Here is a 14,744-nt window from a genome sequence, read left to right on the forward strand (position 1 = left end):
CGGTATTTGATGACGTCTGCCTGTGGTCACACGCGCTGGGCGGCGAGTCTGATGCCCAGGAGGACCATTACCGTGCCACTGGCGCGGCGGGTCCAGAGCTGCCAGCGGCGGCTGTCGCGGATCCGGCGTCCGAGGAGGTCGCCGGCGAAGGTGATGATCACGTTGAAACACAAGCCGATCGTGCAGAACACAACGCCGAGGACGAGGAACTGCAGGATCACCAGACCGCGTGCGGGTTGGACGAACTGGGGCAGGAAAGCCATGAAGAACAGCGCGACCTTCGGATTGAGTACGCCGATCATCACCGCCTGCCGATAGTTCGTCGCCCACCCGGCGTCTGGAGACGCATCACCACGACCATGTGGTGCCGTTCGTCCGACGAGGGATCGGAGTCCGATCCCGATCAGGTACGCCGCTCCGATCACCTTGACGACAACGAAAGCCACCGGGACCTGGGCAAGGACGGCGGACAGGCCGAACGCCGCCAGCAGGCAGTGCACCATCGTGCCGGTCTCCAGCCCCAAAGCCGTGGCCAAAGCCGCGGATCGGCCCGCCCCGACGCTCTTCGCAATCATCACCGCCTGCCCTGGTCCGGGGACAACGGTGATCACCGCGACGGCCGCGACGTACGCCGCCAGGATCGAGAACTCAGGCATGCCGCGATCCTGCCGCGACCCCTCGCGGCGCCGCCAACCTTTCAGCCACACTTGAATCCACAGGACCTTGACACTCGGCGCGACCCTCGCCCAAGCTGTGTGTTCCATAAACGGCACTGCGTTCAGTATTCTGAACAACGGAGGTTTGCGGTCGTGAAACTGCCCGCGTTCGCGTACCAGCGAGCCGAGTCCCTCGAGGAGGCGACGGCGCTGCTGGCGAGCCACGGCGCGGACGCGCGGGTGCTAGCAGGCGGGCAGAGCCTGCTGCCGGTGATGGCCCTGCGCATGTCGCAGCCGGCTCTGCTCGTCGACATCACCAAAGCCGCTGACCTGAGCGGTCATGCCATCCAGAACGGGCGGGCGGTGGTCTCGGCCGCGGTGACCGCCCGTACCGCCGAGCAGTCGGCCGGACATCCGCTGCTGACCGAGTGCCTCGCCAAGGTCGGCCACGTCGAGATCCGCACCCGAGGGACGGTCTGCGGCGCAGTTGCACACGCCGACCCAGCCGCTGAGATGCCCGCGTTGCTGCTGGCGCTGGACGGCGCCGTGCGAGTCGCGAGTGACACCCGCAGACGCAGGGTGGCCGCCGCCGACTTCTTCCTCGGCCCGTACCTGACCGCGCTCGAGGAGGGCGAGCTGGTCGCCGGCATCGAGCTGCCGGAGCCGGCCCCGACCGCACGGGCGTCCGTGCTCGAGATCGCCCGCCGCGATGGCGACTTCGCGCTGGTCGGCGTCATCACCGTGCTCGACGCCGGACCGGACGGGCGCTGTACTGACGCCCGCATCGCCCTGTTCGGAGTGGCCGGCACCGCCAAGCGGGCCACGGTCGCCGAACAGGTACTGGTCGGCGCGGAACTGACCCCGCAGGTGCTGACCGAGGCCGCCGCCTACGCGTTCGACGGCTTCGACGTGGTCGGTGATCTGCACGGATCCGCGACGTACCGGCGCAAGGCCGGGGTTCGCCTCGTCGAGAAGTCACTGCGAGCAGCGCTGCCTCTGGAGGTAACCCATGCGTGACGCCAACGAGCCGGAACCCGTGTCGATGACGGTGAACGGGCATCGGGAGACCGCGCGGGTCACGCCGCGCACCACGCTCGCCGACTGCCTCCGGCACGACCTGCGGCTGACCGGCACGCACCTCGGCTGCGAGCACGGTGTGTGCGGTGCCTGCACGGTGCTGCTCGACGGCGCGCCGGTGCGGAGTTGCCTGACGCTCGCGGTGCAGGCCGACGGCGCCGCCGTCGAGACGGTCGAGGGCCTCGCCGAACGCGACGGCAACAAGGCGGTGATGCATCCGCTGCAGGAGAAGTTCTGGCAGCACCAAGCGCTGCAGTGCGGGTTCTGTACGTCGGGATTCCTGATGGCCGGCGTCGTCGCCGTCGAGGAGGAGCCGGCGATGTCGCGGGAGCGGATCCGGGAGCGGCTGTCCGGCAACATCTGCCGCTGCACCGGCTACCAGCCGATCGTCGACGCGGTCGTGGAGTACTCCGAGGAGCGGAGCCGGCATGAGTGACGGCACGACAGCCGTCGACACCTCGACCTGGGTCGGCCGGCGCGTACGGCGCGTCGAGGACCCGAAGATCCTGCTCGGCCGAGCCCTGGCCGGACGACGCCCCGGCCAGGGCTGTCGGCTTGTCCGCCAACGGATCCGGGCCCGTCGTGGCGGAACAATCCCTCGACGTTCTGCGCGCCGTGGCGCTGCCGATGGCCAAGCGAGTGGCGCCCGTCGTGGCCTTGTTGGCGGGTCTGGTGTGGATGATCCGACGGCTTCGGCGATGATCGTGGCGTGTCCGAAGTGAGTGGGAAGCCCACAGTGCCAGCTGTCGCTCGAGCCGCCCGTGCCCTCGAGGTGGTGTCGGACGCGCCGAACGGCCTGACCCTGAGCGAGATCGCCCGCGCCATCGGGGCGCCGAAGAGCAGCTGCCTCTCGGTCTGCACCACCCTCGTCGAGTCAGGACTGCTCGTGCGCTCCGGCACTGGCCACTACCTGCTGGGCTGGAAGGTCGTCCAGCTGGGCCGCGCATACCTGGCTCGCTCCGACATCGCGACGGAGTTCCGCCGAGTGGACACCGAGCTGGGCCTGCTCCCGGAGGACACCATCCTGCTGTCCATCCTCGACGGCAGGAACGTGCTGTACGTCGGCACGCGTCACGGCACCCGCCCGGTCGCCGTGCACTACGAGATCGGCATGCGGCTGCCTGCCCACTGCACCGCCAGCGGCAAGTCCCTGCTCGCGGAGCTGCCCGTCCCCGAGCTGGACATCCTGTACGCCGACAACCAGTTCGACGTACTGACCCAGCACAGCATCGCCAACAGGCCCAACCTGAACTGCGACCTCGACAACGTCCGCACCCGCCACTACGCCATCGACGACGAGGAGACCGCGCTGGGCATGATCTGCGTCGGCGCCGCCGTCACCGACGGCTCCGGTCGCCCGGTCGGTGCCCTGAGCGTGAGCATGGTCAAAGCGGCAGTGGACCAGCATCGGGGCAAGCAGGCCGCCGAGTCGCTGCTCCGGATGGCCCACGCCCTGACCGCCCGCCTCGGCGGCCCGGTGCACGCCCCGGTCACTGTCGACTCAGTCCCACTGAAGAACCGCCGCTCCTGACCGATTCCGCTACCGCAGCGTCCATGGCGCGGTCGTCGGGCGGCTCGACTCGCGGACGAGGATTTCGTGCGGGACGGTGTAGACGCGGGCCGGGTCCCGGTTGCCCTCGATTCTGCTGATCAAGGCCTCGAACGTCTTGTCCGCAAGGAGGTCCAGGTCGGTGGCGACACTGCTCAGGCTGGGGGACAGGTAGCGTCCGTCGATGATGTTGTCCCAGCCGATCACCGCCACATCGTCGGGGACCCGGACCTGGTGCTCGATGAAGGTCCGGATGGCACCGATCGCCAGCAGGTCGCTGGCGCAGACCAGCGCGTCGATCTCGCCGATCCGGGGCAGTAGCTGCTCGGCCACCGCCGAGCCCGACTCCCGGCTGTACCGGTCGCAGCGGAGCAACCAGTCGTCGCGGCTCTCCAGGTCGAGCTCTCGCACCGCGGCGCGATAGCCCTCGAGTCGTAGCTGGCCGACGCTCGACGGCCGGGACGGATTGCCACCGACGTACGCGATCCGCCGCCGGCCGCCGTCGGCGAGATGCCGGACGACATCCCGGGCGGACTGCTCGTTGTCGATCGCGACGTAGTCCGCGGTGCCCTCACTCAGGTGCTCGCCGAGCAGCACCATCGGGGTGAACCGGCTCATGTCGGCCATTCGCTGCGGATCCACGGCCAGCGGGCTGTAGATCACCCCGTCGATGCTGTGGCCGGGATAGCCACCGGCGGCGCGCAACTCGTGCTCGTCGCTGCGTCCGGTCTCGTCGGTGAAGACGGCGTACCCGTGCCGTTCCCCGGCCATGATCAAGGCGTGCGCCAACGCGCCCAGGTACGGCTCGTCGATCCGCGGTATGGCGAGCGCGACGATGTTGCTGCGGCCGCTCTGCAGTTGCCGGCCGACCAGTGAAGGGGTGTAGCCCAGTTCGGCGATGGCGGCCTTGACCCGGGCCCGGGTCTCGGCCTTCACGTGGCGCCGCTCGTGGACCACGTTGGTCACGGTCTTCAACGACACCCCGGCCAGCTCCGCGACGTCCTTCAACCGGGCCGGACGACCCGGTACGCCGTTCTGAGGCGTCATCGTTCCCCCTTCGATTACTTCAGCCACATCTTGACAGAGCCCACGAGCCCGGTCAGCATACTTCTAACGTTAGAACTTCTAACGTTAGAAAAGCTTCCGACCGCCAACAGGACTGCCATCTCCGACAGGGAAGTGGGCCCGTGAAGAAGATCGCGTACGTCGCCTCGATCATGCTGACCACCGGAGCGCTCTTCGCCAGCGCGGCCTGCACCGGCGGCGCTCCAGGCACCGGGTCCGGGACAGTCGAGCAGGACACCGGCAGCCAGCAGGAGATCCGGTACATGATCGGGCAGCCGGAGGATCCGGCGGATCTGGAGTTGATCAAGTCCGACCTGAGGACGTTCGAGTCCAAGAACCAGGGCATCACGGTGAAGCTCGACGTCATCCCGAGCGAGAACGTCCGGACCGTCCTGCAGACCCAACTGCGCTCCGGTGAGGGTCCCGACGTCTTCGGCTACGACACCGGCCCGGGCTTCGCCGGCGCCCTGGCCAAGGCAGGGCTGGTGTACGACCTGACCGGTGCGTACGCCGAGCACAAGTGGCCGATCTACGACTTCGCCAAGAAGCGCGTCACCTTCGACGGCAAGATCGTCGGGGTGCCGAGCCAGATCGAGGAAGTCGGCATCTTCTACAACAAGACCCTGTTCGCGAAGCACGGGATCGCCCAGCCGCAGAACCTCGCCGACCTGACCGCCGCGGCCGAGAAGCTCAAGCAGAACAACGTCGTCCCGTTCGCCGTCAGCGACAAGGAAGGCTGGCAGGGCGGCCATCTGCTCAGCATGTCGCTGTCGAGCGCGGTCGGGTCGAAGGGCATGGACGACCTGCTCAACGGACGTACGTCGTGGAACACCCAGCCGGTGGTGGATTCGCTGGCGGTCTGGAAGCAGTGGAACGACAAGGGTCTGCTGACTCCGTCACCGGCAGCGGTCAGCTACGACAACGCGAACGCGCTGTTCTACTCCGGCAAGGCCGCCATGGACCCGACGGGCAGCTGGCTGGCTCTGGACATCGAGCGGAACGCCAAGTTCGACGTCGGCTTCATTCCGTTCCCGGCCCAGGACGGACCGGGCATCTTCAGCGGCGGTCTCGGGGCGGGCACGTTCGTCTCCGCGTCGACCACGAAGGCGGACGCGTCGATCAAGTTCCTGGACTACCTGCTCACCGCCGAACACGGCCGCTGGGCCGCCGAGAAGCTGCAGGACATCCCGGCCTATCCCATCGACACCGCCGGCATGAAGGCGTCGCCGCTGTTCAAGCAGGTCCTGGACGACTCGGCCAAGATCGCCGACGGCACCGGTGACTTCGGGTACAACATCGACGTCCTGACCACCGACGTGTTCAACAACGCGATGTGGAAGGGCATCCAGGGCATCCTGAGCGACCAGTCCGATCCGGCGAAGGTCGCCGCCCAGCTGCAGACGGCGTACGAGAAGTCGGCCAAATAGGATGGGTGCCGTCAGCAACGTTCCTCCGGTCACCCGTAGGGCCCAGGCGCGACTCGGCATCCTGCTCGCGCTTCCGGTGGCGGTGATCACCGCGGTGTTCTTCGTGTTCCCGATGGTCAACGCGCTCTACTACTCGGTGGTCGACTTCGACGGGCTCGATCCGACCCCGCCGTTCGTCGGGCTGAGCAACTTCACCGAGATGTTCACCGACTCCGCGACCTGGCACGCGCTCGGGAACAACGCGATCTGGATCGGGATCGGCACCGCGGCGCCGATGATCATCGGGCTGCTGGTGGCCGTCCTGATCTGGTCCAGTCGCGGTGGCGGAGCGGCGTACCGGCTGCTGTTCTTCCTGCCGTTCATGTTGCCCGGGGTGGCGATCGGCATCGTCTGGGGCTGGATCTACGACCCGGTCAACGGCTGGATCAACCGGGTCCTCGACACGGTCGGTCTCGGCAGTTGGAGCCGCGGCTGGCTCGGGGATCCGGACACCGCGATCTTCGCCGTCCTCGCCACCGCGATCTGGGCGACCTGCGGCTTCGTCATCATGATCATCCTGTCCGCGCTCCGTAACGTCGACGTGGAACTCGTCGACGCCGCCCGGATCGACGGTGCGAACGCCGGCCAGCGGCTGTGGCACATCCTGTTGCCGCAGATCATGCCGGTCTTCCTGATGGTGCTGACCCTGACTCTGGTCGGCGGGTTCAGCGTCTTCGACATCATCTTCATCATGACCGGCGGTGGACCGGCCGATGCCACCGAAGTACTCGGGACGTACGCGTACTCGAGCGCATTCCAGCTCAACCGGATCAGCTACGGCACTGTGCTGGCGCTGCTGATCACGGTCCTGGCGGTGCCGTTCACCATCATGCTGAACCGTCTCCAGCGACGGCTCTCGCTGCAAGGGCTGGGGGCTTGATGGCCGATCTGCCTGTCGCCGTCTCCCGCCGCAGTCGATCCAGCGAGCAGGTGGAATTCCGCCGGCATGCGGTCCGTCGGTCCACGGATCTCGCCGTCCGCCACCTGGCGCTGATCGCGATGGCGGCGCTGACACTGTTCCCGGTGCTGCTGATCATCTCCACGGCACTCAAGACACCGCAGGACGTGCGAAGCGATCCGTTCGGACTGTTCTCCTCGTTCTCACTGGAGAACCTGCGCTCGGCGTGGACCGTCGGGGGGTTCAGCAGCTATCTGCTCGACAGCGTGCTGCTGACTGTGCCGAGTACGGCGGTCGTGATCGTGATCTCGACGATGGCCGGCTACGCGTTCGCCCGATTGCCGTTCCCGGGACGGACGGCCGTCTTCTATCTCGTCGTACTCGGGCTGCTGGTGCCGTTCTTCACCTACATGATCCCGCTGTACTTCCAGCTCCGGTCGATGGGACTGCTGGACAGCCTGGTCGGCGCCAATCTCGTACTGATCTCGACCAACCTGTCGTTCGGGACGTTCTTCATGCGGGCCTTCTTCTCCGATCTGCCCGAAGAACTGGAGCAGGCGGCGCGGATCGACGGAGCCTCCGAGAGTCGCATCTTCGCGCAGGTGATGGTGCCGATGGTGAGCTCGGGCGCCGCCGCACTGGCGGTCTTCACGTTCCTGAGCAACTGGAACAACTTCCTGGTGCCGTTGCTCTACCTGCCCAGCGGGAAGTACCGGCCCCTCACGGCCGGCCTCTACAACTTCACCGGCGGCCGCTCGATGGACATCGGACCGCTCGCGGCCGGCACCTTGATCACCATCGTCCCGGTGATCGTGATCTTCGTCGTCCTCCAACGCCAAGTCACGCAGGGATTCATGTCCGGCGCCGTCAAGGGCTGACCCACCGCACAACGCAGTTCCGAAGGAGACCTATGCCATCCCTGGTCAGATTCAGCTCGCCTCGCGTCGCGCAGGTGGTGCCCGACATCGAACGCACCCCGCAACCCGACGAGGTCCTGATTCGCACTCTGTACTCCGGTATCTCCGCAGGCACCGAACTGACGGCGTACCGCGGCAGCAATCCGTATCTGAACAAGCGGTGGAACGACGACTCCCGGCTCTTCGTCGAGGGCGACACCTCGATCAGCTACCCCGTCGACGGGTGGGGGTACGAGGAGGTCGGTGAGATCGTCTCGCTCGGGTCCGCGGCTGACGGCGTAAACGTCGGCGACGTGGTCTGGGGGACCTGGGGCCATCGCAGCCATACGGTCAAGAAGGCGGACTGGGCCGCGCAGCGGATCCTGGAGGCCGGCGTTGATCCGCGGGTCGGAATCTTCAGCCAGATCGGTGGAATCGCGCTGAACCTGGTGCTGGACGCCGACATCCACATCGGTGAGACGGTCGCGGTCTTCGGCCTCGGCGTACCCGGGCAACTCGCTGCTCAACTGGCCCGGCTGAACGGCGGCCGGGTGATCGCGGTCGACGGACTCCCGGCCCGCCGTCAACTGGCGCTGGACCTCGGCGCCGATCACGCGCTCGATCCCGCTGACGGTGGAGTTGCGGAGCGGATCCGCGATCTGACCGAAGGTCGTGGCGCCGATGTCTGCCTGGAGGTGTCGGGCAGCTATTACGCCCTGCACGAGGCGGTTCGGGCGGTTGCATACAGCTCCCGGGTCTGCGTCGCGGGCTTCATGCAAGGCGAGGGGGCCGGCTTGCGGCTGGGGGAGGAGTTCCACCACAACCGAGTGTCGCTGATCGGCTCGCAGATCTCGGGTGTCGCGCCGGCGCTGCAGCATCGCTGGAACTACGACCGACTGGCGAGGACCGCGATCCAGCTCGCGTCGGACAAGCGGCTGAACGTGACCGACCTGATCACCCACACTGTTCCGATTGCTCAAGCCGCGGAGGCCTTCCGAATGCTCGATGAACGTCCGCAGGATGCCTTGCAGGTCGTGCTCAGCTTCGACCAGGAGGTGACCGCATGAGCTTCCGACTTGCGGCCGCGGAGCTGACGCTGCCCGGCGACACGTTGGAGGAGAAGTTCGCCTTCGTGCGGACGGTCGGCTTCGACGGGATCGAACTGTCCGCCCGTGGCGACGGGATCTTCGGAGCGCGGATCGACGAACTGCGACGGGCCCGCGACGCCGGCGTACTGATGCCGACCGCGGTCGTCCACATGGATCACTTCATCGGTGACTTCGACGCCGGCCGTCGCCGCGATGCGATCGAGCAGCTGAAGATCCAGTTGAGCACGATCGTGGCGGCGGGCGGCACCGGCATCGTGTCGCCGCACGCGTTCGGTCTGTTCTCCCGGCGGTTGCCGCCGTTCGTCCCGCCGCGCTCGGTGGAGGACTCGCGGGCGGCACTGGTCGAGGCTTTGCGCGAAGTGGGTGAGCATGCCGAGTCCGTGGGTGCGAAGGTCTACCTGGAACCGTTGAACCGGTTCGAGGACTTCGTGATCAACCAGCTGGCCGATGCGGTCTCGGTGGTCGAGGAGGTCGGATCGGCCGGCGTCATGATCACCGCGGACACCTTCCACATGTCGATCGAGGAAGCCCGCGTCGGCGAGTCGATCAGGCAGGCTGGTTCGCTGATCGGCCACGTCCAGCTGGGCGACAGCAACCGCCTGGAGCCCGGCGCCGGCCACTACGACTGGCCGGAGACCCTGCAAGCCCTGGAAGCCATCGGCTACAACGGCTGGCTGGCGATGGAATGCGGCCTCAGCGGGCCGGTCGACCAGGTCCTGCCACGGGTCGCCAAGCTGCTGTCACGCTGACCATCTTGTTGTTCTGAGCAACAAAGGGGAGGTTGAGGGCTTTCCTTCCGGTTGAAGTTAATTGGGGTCCGCGGGGTTGTCAACCCCTGGAGTGAGTGGTTGACACGGTCGGTGGGGGGAATTAACTTCAGCTGGAAGTAAAGCCGCTGACCCCCCGACAAGGTGAGACGTGTGACCGACCGTCTGAACGTGCTGGTCGTCATGGCTGACGAGCAGAGCTGGAACACGATGGGCTGGACCGGCAACCCCGCGGCGCGGACGCCGCACCTGGATGAACTGGCGGAGGAGTCGACCGTCTTCGACGCGTGCTACACGCCGTTCCCACTGTGCTGCCCGGCGCGGACGAGTCTGTGGACCGGCCTGATGCCGCGGCATCACGGCGTACTGGGGAACTGGCGGCCGATCGAGTCGCAGTTGCGTTCGACGGGCGTCGCGCAGGCGTTCGCCGCCGCGGGCTATCACACGCACTACAACGGCAAGTGGCACGTTCCCGGTACGACGCCGGACCGGATGGGGTGGGCGGACAGCAGTGCGATTCCCGCCGTACTGCGTGGACAGGATCGCGGGCGGTACATCGAGGAGTACCGCTCCTGGGCGGGCGAACGAGGCTACGAGTTCGACCCGGACCACATCGAGAACCTCACCGCCTCCGACCTCGCAGCGCTGGCCGAGCGGCCGTACGCGACCTCGAGTGTCCCGTTGGAGTCGTTCCTCGAGAACTGGCAGTGCGACAGGTTCCTGGCCGGGCTCGACCAACGTCCCTCGGACAAGCCATGGCTGGCCGTGTGCTCGTTCAACGCACCGCACTTCCCGATGCTCGTCCCGAGCCCGTACGACAAACTCATCGATCGCGACCAGGTGAGGCTGCCGGAGAGTTGGTCGACGGGTACGGCGACCAAGCCGCGCGAGGTTCGGGAGTCACACTTCGCCCGCGACTTCGAGAGCCTCACCGAGCAGGACTGGATCGAGGTCACCAGCCACTACCTCGGGCTGTGCGCCCTCGTCGACAGCCAGTTCGGCCGGATCCGCCAGTACCTCGAGGACGCCGGCGAGTGGGACCGGACAGTCGTCGTCTTCACCTCCGATCACGGCGACCTGATGGGCGCCCATCGGCTGATGGAGAAGGGCCACTGGCTGCACTACGAGGAAGATCTCCGGGTGCCGTTGATCGTGCGTCATCCGGACGGCCGGCGAAGCCGCAACGCCAACTTCGTATCGCTGTGCGACATCGGGCCGACGCTGACCGAGGTCGCCGGGGTGCCCTGGCACGAGGAGCACGACGGGCGTTCGTTCGCGGCGATGCTCGGCACCGACTCCGCTGCACCGACGCGCGACTACGTGACCGCCGAGACCATGCTGCACGACGGTCGTCCCGGCGGAAACGGAGATCCGTTCCATGCAAGGGATTGGCGGTACCCGAGAGACGGTCTGAACCTGTCCATCCGTACTGCGGATCATCGCTACATCTTCCGGTCTCATGACGAGGCCGAGCTGTACGACCTGGCTGCCGACCCCTGGGAGCAGCACAACATCGCGGCCACGGCCGAAGGAGCACCGACGGCGGCGTCGCTGGCCAAGCTCCTCGCGGACGAGGTGGCCGACGTACTTCCCGACGCCGCGGCCTTGGTCCGCGCCGGCTCACCGAAAGCGAAGGCCACATCATGACCCGCACACACCTGTCCCGGCGTACGTTCCTGCAGCTGGGTGCCGCTGCGGCCGGAGTCGCCGCCGTCTCCTCCTGCTCCCGCGGCCTCGGTGGTTCCTCGTCGAGCGGCGGAGAGGGCTCCAGCTCGGCGCTGGAGTTCATGTTCTGGGGCGAGGGTGACCAGAACAAGAAGCTCATCGAGGCCCTCGACGTCTACCAGAAGAGCGAGGGTGCGGCGAAGGTCAACCCGCAGTACTCCGGGTTCTCGGGGTACTACGACAAGCTCGCCACCCGAGTTGCCGGCGGCAACCCGCCGGACGTGTTCCAGATCCACCTGCCGTACCTGATGGAGTACGTCAAGCGCGGTGCGGTGCAGCCGCTGGACCAGTACAAGGACGACCTCGGTCTGGACTCGATGCCCGACTACGTGTCGACCACGATCAAGGCCGACGGCAAGTACTACTTCGCCCTGCTCGGCGCCGCGACCCAGCCGGCCATCATCGTCAACACGACGAAACTCAAGGCGCTCGGCCTGGCCGCGCCCAGCCCCGACTGGACGCTCGACCAGTACAAGGCCACGATGGCGGAGGTCTGGGGCAAGAGCGGGCACAAGCTCGCCGGTACGGCGGATCTGGGCGGCAGCCCGATCGCCCTCGAGTCGTTCCTGCGCGGTCGCGGCAAGGCGCTGTTCGGCGACGCCGGCTCGCTCGGGTTCAGTCAGGACGACATGGCGGCCTGGCTGCAGCTCTGGCAGGACCTGCGGGGCAACGGAGCCGCCGTACCGATGGCCTTGACGGCGGCGGCGACCGGGTTCCAGAACGACCCGGTGACGGTCGGCAAGGCGGCATACACCGGTACAGCGACGTCGCGGGGCCTGCCGTCGATGCAGAGCCTGACGAAGGACGCGTTGAGTCTCGGCACGTTCCCGTCCGGTGGCGCGGGCTCGCAGCCCGGCACGAACATCATTCCGGCCGGCTGGTTCGCGATCTCGCCCAAGTCGAAGAACATCGAGGGCGCCGTGTCGATGCTGAAGTTCCTCACCAGCAAGCCGGAGGCGGCCAACGCGATGGGCCTGGCCCGTGGCGTCCCGATTCCCGACGACATTCGCGCCACGATCGCGACGTCCGCGACGGGTCTGAACAAGCTGGTGCTCGAGAACTACGCTCTCGTCGAGTCGAAGGGTCCGGCGGCGCTGCAGATGTACCCGCCCGGCGCGAGCAAGCTCCTGCAGACCTCGCTGCCGAACGCGAACCAGGTCGTCGGCTTCGGCAAGAGCACGGTGGCTCAGGCGGTGACCAAGTTCTTCGCGGACGCTCAGGCCGCGCTCAAGTGAGTACTGCCTGCCAGGGCCGGCGGCTGCGGTCGGCGCAGCCGTTCGACGTCCGGCAGCAGAACTACTCGGCGATCCTGCGTGCGGTGATGCAGCACGGTCCGATCGCGCGGTCGGAGCTCTCCGGGCTCACGGGGATGGCGACGGGCACGATGACCAAGCTCACCGGGCTCCTGTCCGAGGCGGGTCTGCTGCGTGAACTGCCGGCCGAGTCCGGTCAGGGCGCGCTCGGCCGGCCGCGAACGCCGATGGTTGTCGACAATCGGACCCATCGCGTGGTCGGCGTACATTTCGGGCTGCGCCGTACGACGGTCTGCCTACTGGATCTCCGTGGCGCGCTGCTGGCCGAGGTGCGACTTCCGCATCGTCGACGCGGCTTCGAGCCGCTCGTCGCCCAGGCGGTCGAGGGGATCCAGGAGCTGACGTCGCGGACCCCGGGCAGGATTCTGGGTGTCGGCGCGAGCACCGGCGGCTGGGTCGATCGTGAAGCCGGTGTGGTGCGTGACCAGCGGGTACTGCGGTGGCGCGACGCTCCGCTGCGGGACGCGCTGGCGGGTGGTCTGGGGATGCCTACGGAGGTCGACTCCAGCTTCCGGGCGCTGGCCATGGCCGAGCGCTGGTTCGGTGGCGCCCAGGGTGTGGACGATCTGATCGGGCTGTTCGTCGGGAACGTCGTGGGTGCCGGGTTCATGCTCGGCGGCCGGGTGTTCCCGGGGTACTGCGCGGCCGCGGGGACGGTCGATCATCTGTCGGTAGGCGTGACGGCCGACGAGGTCTGTTCCTGCGGACGGCGAGACTGCCTGCACGTGGCGGCCAGCGATCTCGCCGTACTGGCGCGTGCCCGCAAGGAAGGCTTGATCGGGACGCGAGGGACGCTGGAGCGGCTCGTCCAGGCGGCTCGGGACGGCGATGCGCGTGCTGACGGTCTGTTGGTCGCGAGAGCGGAGTTGGTCGGTGTTGCGGCCGGCACGTTGATCGACATGCTCGACCCCGAGGTGGTCGTCGTCAGCGGTGGTGTGGTCGATGCGCCGGAATACCTCGAGTCCGTCCAGCGGGGAGCGCGTGCGTACCTGCGCGACAAGCGTCCGGTGGACGTCGACTCCGTGGTGCGGCTGAGCGCGTTCGGCACGGACGGCGTCGCCGTGTCGGCGGCCAGCGTGATCCTCGATCGGATCTACGCGGCGCCTGCGGAGTTCGTCCCCGGATTGCTCGAGCTGCGCTATGGGTGACATCGACTCGGTGGAAGTCTGGTCGTACCGGGCTTCGCGGCGAAGCACGTGGGTGATGGTGGAAGTGGTTGCCGACGGCACCCGAGGTGTCGGCGAGCTCTCCGACGGAGCACCGCTGGGCGCCTTGGTGAACGCCGCCTGCTCGGTCAGCTCGGTGGTGATCGGGCTGCCGTTGGACGTGGCCCGGACGACGCTGAGTCGGCAGCTGGAGAAGCTGAGGACCGCCGGTGAGGACGCCTTCCTGTGGTCTACCGTCCTGGGCGGATACGAGGCCGCCTTCGCGGACCTGCAGGCACGCCTCGAGGGCAGACCTCTCTCGACGTCTCTCGGCCTCGGCGAACCGCAGCCCGTGCGCCTGTACGCCAACCTCAACCGCCGGTACGGCGGCGATGGTCCGGAGGCGATCCTCGCGGCCGCAGCAGATGCCGTGAGCAACGGATTCCCCGCCGTGAAGGTGGCGCCGTTCCTGGACAACCACGCCCGCGGCGTGACCGGCGACCAGTTGGTTGACGAAGGCATCGAACTCGTCGCACGCGTTCGGGATGCACTTCCGAGCGACGTACGGCTCATGGCCGACTGTCACCACCTGGTCCCTGCCGAGCTGCTGGACGTCGTCGTCCGGGAGCTGGCGCCGATGGGGCTGCACTGGGTCGAGGACCTCGTGCACGTCGGTGACCGGTCCGGGTTGGAACGGGCTGCAGCCGGTGGACTCGCACTGGCCGCGGGGGAGCACATCTGGAATCCGGAGATCGCCGCGGCAGCGTGTGCCACTGGCGCGCTCCGGTACTGGTTGGTCGATCCCAAGCACGCCGGCGGACCGGTCGGCGTCGTACGGATCGCCGAAGCGGTCGGAGCTACGCAGTTGACCTTCCACAATCCGAGCGGCCCGGTCGGCACCGCGCACGCGGCTCACCTCGCCGGGCTGGGCGGTACGACGACCTGGCTCGAGTACGCGTGGGGCGAAGCGGATCGCACCGCTTTCCTCGAGCCTGCCGAGCCCGTGAACGACGGAATCATCCGGCCGACCGGTCCGGGCATCGGGTGCCTGCCCCGTTCCCGCCGAGAGGAGTGATCC

Annotated in this window: 14 protein-coding genes; 12 read left to right on the forward strand and 2 right to left on the reverse strand. The window is 67.7% G+C overall.

The window, feature by feature from the left end:
- Positions 1 to 26: 26 nt before the first annotated feature.
- A complete protein-coding gene (locus E0H73_RS30490) occupies positions 27 to 656 on the reverse strand; it encodes a LysE family translocator (protein ID WP_165555884.1) in 630 nt (209 codons plus the stop codon).
- A 153-nt stretch (positions 657 to 809) separates the two neighbouring features.
- On the opposite strand from E0H73_RS30490, the gene E0H73_RS30495 reads away from it, so the two are divergent.
- The 3 genes from E0H73_RS30495 to E0H73_RS30505 all read left to right on the forward strand — a co-directional run bounded on the left by E0H73_RS30495 (position 810) and on the right by E0H73_RS30505 (position 3,264).
- Positions 810 to 1,673, forward strand: coding sequence for an FAD binding domain-containing protein (locus E0H73_RS30495; RefSeq protein WP_131362040.1), 864 nt, complete (start codon positions 810 to 812; stop codon positions 1,671 to 1,673).
- Complete coding sequence (locus E0H73_RS30500) at positions 1,666 to 2,169, forward strand: (2Fe-2S)-binding protein (RefSeq protein ID WP_131362041.1); 504 nt, start codon at positions 1,666 to 1,668, stop codon at positions 2,167 to 2,169. Before E0H73_RS30495 ends, E0H73_RS30500 begins: the two co-directional genes overlap by 8 nt.
- 300 nt (positions 2,170 to 2,469) lie before the next feature.
- Positions 2,470 to 3,264, forward strand: a complete 795-nt coding sequence (locus tag E0H73_RS30505) for an IclR family transcriptional regulator (protein ID WP_165555885.1) — start codon at positions 2,470 to 2,472, stop codon at positions 3,262 to 3,264.
- Between the two features lie 9 nt (positions 3,265 to 3,273).
- Here the strand turns inward: E0H73_RS30505 and E0H73_RS30510 are convergent, their stop codons facing one another.
- Positions 3,274 to 4,329 (reverse strand): LacI family DNA-binding transcriptional regulator, encoded by a 1,056-nt coding sequence (locus tag E0H73_RS30510; protein ID WP_131362043.1) that lies wholly within the window; start codon positions 4,327 to 4,329, stop codon positions 3,274 to 3,276.
- A 140-nt stretch (positions 4,330 to 4,469) separates the two neighbouring features.
- Between E0H73_RS30510 and E0H73_RS30515 the strand changes: the two genes are divergently transcribed.
- From E0H73_RS30515 to E0H73_RS30555, 9 genes are all read left to right on the forward strand, one after another.
- On the forward strand, positions 4,470 to 5,774 hold the full coding sequence (locus tag E0H73_RS30515) for an ABC transporter substrate-binding protein (RefSeq protein WP_131362044.1): 1,305 nt from the start codon (positions 4,470 to 4,472) through the stop codon (positions 5,772 to 5,774).
- 1 nt (position 5,775) lies between these two features.
- Positions 5,776 to 6,693 carry a carbohydrate ABC transporter permease gene (locus E0H73_RS30520; RefSeq protein WP_131362045.1) on the forward strand — a complete coding sequence of 306 codons (918 nt, stop codon included), beginning with the start codon at positions 5,776 to 5,778 and terminating at the stop codon, positions 6,691 to 6,693.
- Positions 6,693 to 7,589, forward strand: a complete 897-nt coding sequence (locus tag E0H73_RS30525) for a carbohydrate ABC transporter permease (protein ID WP_131362046.1) — start codon at positions 6,693 to 6,695, stop codon at positions 7,587 to 7,589. The genes E0H73_RS30520 and E0H73_RS30525 overlap by 1 nt, the downstream gene beginning before the upstream one ends.
- Positions 7,590 to 7,621: 32 nt before the next feature.
- Positions 7,622 to 8,674 (forward strand): zinc-binding dehydrogenase, encoded by a 1,053-nt coding sequence (locus E0H73_RS30530; RefSeq protein WP_131362047.1) that lies wholly within the window; start codon positions 7,622 to 7,624, stop codon positions 8,672 to 8,674.
- On the forward strand, positions 8,671 to 9,465 hold the full coding sequence (locus tag E0H73_RS30535) for a sugar phosphate isomerase/epimerase family protein (RefSeq protein ID WP_131362048.1): 795 nt from the start codon (positions 8,671 to 8,673) through the stop codon (positions 9,463 to 9,465). Before E0H73_RS30530 ends, E0H73_RS30535 begins: the two co-directional genes overlap by 4 nt.
- 171 nt (positions 9,466 to 9,636) lie before the next feature.
- Positions 9,637 to 11,130: a sulfatase-like hydrolase/transferase gene (locus E0H73_RS30540; protein ID WP_131362049.1), complete on the forward strand. Its 1,494-nt coding sequence runs from the start codon at positions 9,637 to 9,639 to the stop codon at positions 11,128 to 11,130.
- Positions 11,127 to 12,443: an ABC transporter substrate-binding protein gene (locus tag E0H73_RS30545; RefSeq protein ID WP_131362196.1), complete on the forward strand. Its 1,317-nt coding sequence runs from the start codon at positions 11,127 to 11,129 to the stop codon at positions 12,441 to 12,443. The genes E0H73_RS30540 and E0H73_RS30545 overlap by 4 nt, the downstream gene beginning before the upstream one ends.
- On the forward strand, positions 12,440 to 13,669 hold the full coding sequence (locus E0H73_RS30550) for an ROK family protein (protein ID WP_131362050.1): 1,230 nt from the start codon (positions 12,440 to 12,442) through the stop codon (positions 13,667 to 13,669). Before E0H73_RS30545 ends, E0H73_RS30550 begins: the two co-directional genes overlap by 4 nt.
- Positions 13,662 to 14,741, forward strand: a complete 1,080-nt coding sequence (locus E0H73_RS30555; protein ID WP_131362051.1) for an enolase C-terminal domain-like protein — start codon at positions 13,662 to 13,664, stop codon at positions 14,739 to 14,741. Before E0H73_RS30550 ends, E0H73_RS30555 begins: the two co-directional genes overlap by 8 nt.
- Positions 14,742 to 14,744 lie beyond the last annotated feature (3 nt).

The organism is Kribbella pittospori (assembly GCF_004331465.1).
Taxonomy (GTDB): Bacteria; Actinomycetota; Actinomycetes; order Propionibacteriales; family Kribbellaceae; genus Kribbella; species Kribbella pittospori.